Source organism: Okeania sp. SIO2B9, assembly GCF_010672505.1.
Lineage (GTDB): Bacteria > Cyanobacteriota > Cyanobacteriia > Cyanobacteriales > Microcoleaceae > Okeania > Okeania hirsuta.
Genome location: NZ_JAAHGK010000221.1, coordinates 1 through 7,494, shown reverse-complemented (window position 1 = coordinate 7,494; position 7,494 = coordinate 1). Strand labels below are relative to the sequence as shown.

The window sequence follows — 7,494 nt, the reverse complement described above, 5'->3', positions numbered from 1 at the left end:
ATTAGCGTAATAATTACGCTAACTGTTAGTTACTTTTTGTCCAAAGTCCAATTAGTATAGCTATCTATAATATCGAGACTGAATATTAATCTAAAATAATAATCACTCAATTGGATGAACCAGTTGAAGGATGTGGTTTTTCAGGAGTTAGGAGATGATGAAGTTGTAGATAACTAAGGGTCTTGAACCATGTCTTATCTCAACTTCAGCCAAGTCCACACTAGAAACCAAGAAGTTTATTCTCAGCTTTCAGAAGCAATTTATTTAGTTAGATATAGCAAAGCAAGCATCTTCTGATGCCACAGCTCTTCATTCAATTCAAACAACTATTGAACAATTAATTAATTTACGAAATCGTGTTGGTTCAGGAGAGCTTTGAATCTATAAAATACCTATAAAAAAATTTTATTACACCAATTCAATTTTGGTGGAGTAAGGCAGATAATAATATGATTCTACAACAAGTGCCAAATTATTCCTGCCTTTCTCCGTTTTAATCTTTTATAATTTATTGATAATTTAAGGTTTAAATCACTTCTTAAACTGACAAGCTACCGCCTTTATTCTGAGTCGCAAATCACACAAATTTTACGATGTAATATAGCTAAATAATGCCTTAATCAAATATTTTTTATTTCTACTTTCCCTATGGAAATTTGACTCACAATTTGGTGGAGTATCAGGAATAAACTTGAGACTGAAAACTTGACTTCAAGATATTCATTTAGAGACTCATCATCAAATATACAAATTAATTAATTTTGCGTCACTACTTAAACATCTACTTCCTAAACACAAGGTCAACTCATACATTTACTTTTTTACTGATTCAATGTAAAATCCTATATCATTTTAGTTTAGCGGAAAATTAAGAGCGATCGCCGATTATGAAATCTCAAATTTTAACTATAAAAAAAAAAGGCACAACAATTCAAAATCTTCAAGTTACAAAAGTAGTTGATGGTGACACAATCAAAGTTTTATTAAACGATAAACGAGAATTTATCAGAATGGATTATGTTGATGCTGAAGAAAGCTATTCTGAATATTCCAAACCAGTGACAGACATGGGTAAAGCAGCATCAGAAATGGCAATAAAATATTTCATATTACCTGACGGTGAACTTGCTCAAGTCGATCTTGAATTTGATACAAACGACCCTGTAGAAAATTGTTTAGAAAAATATCGCGACCATCAAGGTCGTTTAATAGCTTATGTAAATAAAAATGGAGAAAACTTTAATATTAAACTAATTAGAGAAGGCTGGAGTCCCTATTTTATTAAATATGGGAATTCTAGACTTTATCATCAAGAAATGATAGCTGCAGAAATAGAAGCTCAAGCTAATAATCTTGGTGTTTGGAATCCTCAAGTAAATCGAGGTAAACGTAAAAGAAATTATAATTTGCTAGTACCTTGGTGGTCATTAAGAGCTTCCATTGTAGATAATTATCGTACCTATGGAATAGCTTCTGGAGTTCTAGAAGTGAGATTAGATTTTCCCAAGATTTTAGCAGCAGCAAGAGCTGAAGAATATGTAACAGTTTTCTATGATTTACAGGGAGGAGTTTCTAAGTGGTTAGATAATGGTGCTTTAATTTATGATGGAACTAAAGACCATCGTTTAAAATTATGGATTCCAAATACTAATACTGAAGAAATGAAGCCATTATTACAACTATTAAAAAATCGTTACTTTGGTTTAGGTAGAGGATATGTTTATATCACTGGGCAACTACATATGTATAGAGATAAACCAGAAATTATTCTTTCTGGAATAAACCAATTATCAGATTTTCCACCTACAGTATGAGGGGGTTAACGAAGTCAGAAGTCAGATAGGGGAGCCGTCGGATTGGCGACGTACAGAAGTTAACCCACCCCTAACCCCTCCCAGGAGGGGGATGCGTGAGCAACTCTCCAAAAATATTTGGCCTTAAAAGGCGAGGTTCGCAACCCATATTATTTTGATAAAAACTATGATTTTAAGCATTCCGCAGGAAAGCAGAAGGCTTGAAATACTTAATTTTCTTTTCTCTTGGTCAAGTAAGATGCTTGAATACTATCTTTTTCTTACTCACATTTAAGCGCCTTTAAAATTTTAGGACTACTAATTTACTTGACTGGGTATAGAAGTTTAATAAATAAGGGCGCATTCATTAAAAAAAGTAGCAAAATTGACCGCTAATAGCTGTTTGCGCAGTATTCCGCAGGAAACGCCTAAAATATTCTTCAACTGTTATTAACCGTTCAGCAAAATTTTTATCTAATAGACATCTCCAGAAAATAAACTTGCTCTTTATTTAAGATAAGCTAGAGTTGTAAAAGTCACTGAAAAATCATTTTTCGTAATCTTTGGCCGTGAACATCTATGTCCCTGTTCTCTGTTCCCTAATGTGTGCAAAAAGTCTATATCTTTTTAACCAGAGGTTTAATAATTATTATTTACCGAATAATTAAGGTTTAAAGCCTCTCCTTTAAAGGAGAAACAAGAAAAAATTTTCATGATTAGTCAATCCTCTTCTTTTCAAGGAGAGGAAATAATTAATAATTAATAATTAATTATTAATTGTTGAATTTAGCCCTCATATTGAGTTAATATTTCTACACCTGTTTCAGTAACAGCAACAGTATGCTCAAATTGTGCAGATAATTTACCATCCTTAGTAATAGCAGTCCAACCGTCGTCAAGTACCTTTGCTTCCCAAGTACCTTCATTAATCATCGGTTCAATAGTAAATACCATTCCAGCCCGCAACTTTTTCCCTTTTCCTCTGGTACCATAATGAGGAATCTGTGGTGCAGTGTGGAAAATATTGCTCACACCATGACCAACAAAATCTCTAACTACAGAAAAACCTTCTGCTTCAGCATATTCTTGAATAGCAGCTCCAATATCCCCAATTTTATTTCCAGGTTTAACTTCAGCAATGCCTAAATACATAGATTTTTCTGTAACTTCAACTAATTTTTTAGCCAATGGAGAAGGTTCACCTACGAAAAAAGTTTTAGAAGTATCCCCATGATAACCATCAAGAATTGGAGTCACATCAATGTTAATAATATCTCCCTCTTTTAAGATTTGTTTTTTGTTAGGAATACCGTGACAAACTACCTCATTAATACTCGTACAGATAGACTTAGGAAAACCATGATAACCAAGGGGAGCGCTACGAGCGCCATGAGCTTGCGTCCAACGTTCTGCTTCTTCATCTAATTCTAGAGTGCTTACTCCAGGCTTGACAAGAGGTTCAAGATGATGTAATAATTCTGCAGCCAAACGTCCTGCCCGACGCATTTTTTCTATTTCTCTTTTTGATAATAAAACGATAGTTTCAGTTGCCATTGGTTATTTGATTAATCCTGTAAGCTATACGGTTGATAGACATAGCTTACTTTAGCATATAAATAGCGACGGAGTTCTCAGGAGTCAGGAGTCAGGAGGAAAAAAGAAGAAAGTTTTTTATCTAAGATTTACGCAGTACAACCTATTTTCCTCATTGTGACTGACAGGGAAGCAATCTCAAATCCTAATTTTTCCTACATCATGGGTAATATCATGTCCGGATAATTAGTTATAAAAAAACTTTCTCCTTCAACTCCAGTTGTTCTTCTTTATTCCCTCTTTCCTCTTTCCTCCTGACTTCCCCTCCACCGGAGGGGTTAGGGGTGGGTTGACTCCTGAGGACTCCGTAGTTATTTATTTATCACTGTTTAACCAGACATGATATAAGTCCTGATACAGTTATCGCAACCTCTACTTCTATTAATTTTATATATAATAGACATCTCTAAAAATCAAAAATAAAATCAATTATTACCCATAAATTATCAATTACTCCCCTCCACCGGAGGGGTTAGGGGTGGGTTCCCTGTTCCCTGTTCCCTGTTCCCTCTTTTCTGGAAAATTATCTGATGTCTCATCATCATAAAAGCGATAAAACAAAGGCTCATCTTTAAAATTATGTTCGTCTAAAACATGATGAATTATGCCCTGTTCTAACATTAATTGACCCATTAAAATAGCTTCTTCCCGAGTAGCTCGTTCGTGAATCATTAGCCACTCTACCGCATCCGAACCAAAAAATACATTTTGAAATTTCTTAAATTGAAATTTGCGGTCTTTGATAGAAACTCCGTTAGCTCCACGCATGGCAGTGGCGATCGCCCCCCAGTCGTACTCTTCTTTGATAGCAGGTGGCTCGATAGATGGAATTTCTTCAGGTTGGGATTGATATTCTACAGGAGTTTGCGACCGCAACCAAGCATAGATTTCTGGGTCGAGGTCTTTGATATGTAAGTCTTGTTGAGGACGAGCTACTTCTACTCCATACTTTCGCAAATATCTTTCTATTTGGTTATAGAGGTGGGTTCTCACCTTTGGTTGCTTGAGAGGGTCGCGGATAAAAGCTACTACCCGAAACTGTAACCCATCCTCTGTATATTGCCGAAATTTTACTTTCGGGGGTGGATGACGGAGAATATCTGGATGTTCTACTTGAGCAGCAGCAAGCAAAACTTTGTAGACAAAATCAATATCTGTTCCATAAGGAACTTTCACATAAGTTTTCACTCTAGTTATACCACTGCGGTTCCAGTTGAGGACTTCCCCTTCAATAAACCGAGAGTTGGGAATGGTAATAATGTAGCGTTCGATATTAGAAATATCAGTTGTTCTGGCACCGATACGTTGGACTAAACCTTGAAATTCTCCAACTTGAACTAATTCTCCAACTTTTACCGGACGAGCGACAATTAAAATTAACCCACATATGAAGTCTTTGACAATATTTTGTAATCCAAAACCAATTCCCACTCCGAGCGCTCCAAGCAAAATAGCTAGAGACTGAAAGTCTACTCCTCCAGCATTAAGAATTAAAACCGCTCCTACAGAAAGCAGTCCGTATTGGACAAAAAAAGCGATCGTGTCTTGGTGACTGCGTTCAGCTTCTGTCAGGGGTAGGAAGCGAGATTTGAGGATACTCACAAACCAACTTACCCCTACCCAAAGTGCGACTATAGTTAGAGCGATAGTTAATATTCTGGTTAGGGAAATGCTTTCTTCTCCCAGTTGAAACATTCTAGAATTAAATGTACTGTCTAGAAGTTTGAAAGCTTCATAAAACCAAGCTCTAGTTATGGGAAATAGTTGAATTCCATACTTGATAAATGTTGCCCATACTCCCACTTGCAATAATAGTAAACCTAATAGTTGTAGGGAGTTCCAGCGTCTCTGAGGATTTTGTAGTTTCTGGCGTTGAATGTAACGAAATAGTAATACGAGTCCCCCCTGAAGTAACAGAGTAATCAAAAAGGCAATTATCAGCTTTTTGACTGCCCAACGGGTATAAGCAGGGGTGCGTTCCCGCCAACTTTGATTTAAACCCTGCTGGAGTTTTTCCTGCCACATTTGTACCTGCATCTCTGAGTACATGGAGTTGAGGACATCCGCTTCTGTCACCTGCATTAAGGGGCGACTATCGATTTTCAATACCACTTCTTGATTAGAGCGGATTACTTTTATCTGTGGTGGTGTTCCTCGTTGGATACTCTCAGCTAAGGCTGATTTCAGAGTTGATGTCATTAATGCGGCTCTCTCCTGGGCAGTCACTTTTTCAAAAGGGCCAATTTCTAAAAGTTCTCGACCATCTAATACTACGGGAGCTTTTACACTTGTTGCATCTTCTGCTAGGACGGGAGAGAATAGAAATATTGATAGTAAACAGATGCACAGTGCCAGAATTAACCTAAACCCATATTTCTGAAGTTTTGAGACATAGTTGAAGGAAGAAGGAAGAAGGAAGAAGGAAGAAGGAAGAAGGTTGATATTTCGTTGTTTTAGATGTTCCATAAGTCAAATTAAGGAAGGAGGAAGGCTTTAGTTATCTAGGATAAAGGAAGAAGGAAGAAGGTTGATATTTCGTTGTTTTAGATGTTCCATAAGTCAAATTAAGGAAGGAGGAAGGCTTTAGTTATCTAGGATAAAGGAAGAAGGAAGAAGGTTGATATTTCGTTGTTTTAGATGTTCCATAAGTCAAATTAAGGAAGGAGGAAGGCTTTAGTTATCTAGGATAAAGGAAGAAGGAAGAAGGTTGATATTTCGTTGTTTTAGATGTTCCATAAGTCAAATTAAGGAAGGAGGAAGGCTTTAGTTATCTAGGATAGAAGATTAAATAATATTAGGTTGTTTAAACTATTCCATAAGTCAAATATAGTAATGCTACTGCTATATCTTATAGCAAAGAAAAAGGGAAAAGTGGATGAAGAGAGTCTTCGACAAGTGACTTGTCTAGATGCTGGTGCATTGTAATGGTGGTCTATTGTAATTATTTTGCTCAAGGACAAAAACAGTGGGAGCATCTTGCTCCCTTACTTGTATCTTGCTCCCATAAAGTGGCATTGTTCATCCCCATCTAGCATTTAGTATTACGCGAGCAGGACTACCCGTGTCTACAAACGCTAACCAATTGTAGATATATCGTTTGTCAAGTTACTGAGGTACAGTTGTTTTTTTTATTTTCTGCTCCCGGTAGTTCTGCGTAGTAAATGATATATGTAGATTAACAACGGCGCTTCATGGGAGCAAGATGCTTCATGGGAACAAGATGCTCCCACTACCGTGTCTGGTAACAAAGATTATTACAATCTACCAGATTTATGTTTCAATTAATCTAGCAGAACTAAAGCTAAAATAGTTAGATAATTTATGTTTGAACTGAGATAAAGTAAGCCAATCAAAATTAATTATGTACTGCTAATTAAGCCTATTAAATCAAAACAGCAAATCTGAATTTTTTACCAATCTATGCACAAAAAATTATATGAAAAAATCAATACTATATTTGACGGTTCTAATCATCTGTGGGTGCCGTGACTTATCTACTACTGAAAATCCATTAAACTTGCCTACCACATCACCTACTCCTACCTTTGTAGAATGCCCACAAAAACCAATAATTCGTCTGGATAAAACAGACGCTAAATCTTTATCTTTAACTGAAAATATTATTACTATATCCGATACTGTTAACTCTGAAAAACAACTTAGCTATAAATTCTATGCTAGAAGGGATAAAGATTTTAACTATAGAATTAGCAGCAATGTTTGTATTTGGATATTTGCCCCAGATACGAAACTATTACAACGTCGAGAATTAATCATCGCTGAACAGAGGGATTCACCAATTTCTGGAGAACAAATGTCTATCGATCTACCTCTAACAGGAGAATATATTGTACAAGTGTCAAGCCCTAGTGAATCTACAGAATTCAACCTAGAAATGAGTTTAGGAGATTTACCAACACCAGAACCTTCTACAGTTAATATAGACGAAACTTCATCAACGTCAAAATCAGAAACAACACCTCAAGAATCTACTCCTAAAACTTCTAGTGAAGCAGCAGTAAAAAATTATTATTCTAATCTTAATCAAGGTAAATATGAGCAAGCTTGGAATCAACTATCAACAAGTTTTCAAGATAATCAACAACTA

General features: G+C 36.0%; 4 protein-coding genes. 2 read left to right on the top strand and 2 right to left on the bottom strand.

Annotation, left to right across the window (positions count from 1 at the left end; all coding sequences use genetic code 11):
• The first annotated feature begins 887 nt into the window (after positions 1 to 887).
• Positions 888 to 1,814, top strand: coding sequence for a thermonuclease family protein (locus F6K13_RS10420; RefSeq protein ID WP_124155472.1), 927 nt, complete (start codon positions 888 to 890; stop codon positions 1,812 to 1,814).
• A 765-nt stretch (positions 1,815 to 2,579) separates the two neighbouring features.
• On the opposite strand, the gene map is transcribed toward F6K13_RS10420, so the two are convergent.
• Together map and F6K13_RS10410 are read right to left on the bottom strand one after the other, a co-directional pair.
• The gene (map, locus tag F6K13_RS10415) at positions 2,580 to 3,347 is read right to left on the bottom strand and encodes a type I methionyl aminopeptidase (RefSeq protein WP_124144305.1); all 768 of its coding nucleotides are present in this window, start codon (positions 3,345 to 3,347) and stop codon (positions 2,580 to 2,582) included.
• Between the two features lie 489 nt (positions 3,348 to 3,836).
• The gene (locus F6K13_RS10410) at positions 3,837 to 5,852 is read right to left on the bottom strand and encodes a mechanosensitive ion channel domain-containing protein (protein ID WP_124144304.1); all 2,016 of its coding nucleotides are present in this window, start codon (positions 5,850 to 5,852) and stop codon (positions 3,837 to 3,839) included.
• A 970-nt stretch (positions 5,853 to 6,822) separates the two neighbouring features.
• Between F6K13_RS10410 and F6K13_RS10405 the strand changes: the two genes are divergently transcribed.
• On the top strand, positions 6,823 to 7,494 hold a 672-nt coding region (locus F6K13_RS10405; protein WP_287287324.1), incomplete at its 3' end, for a hypothetical protein.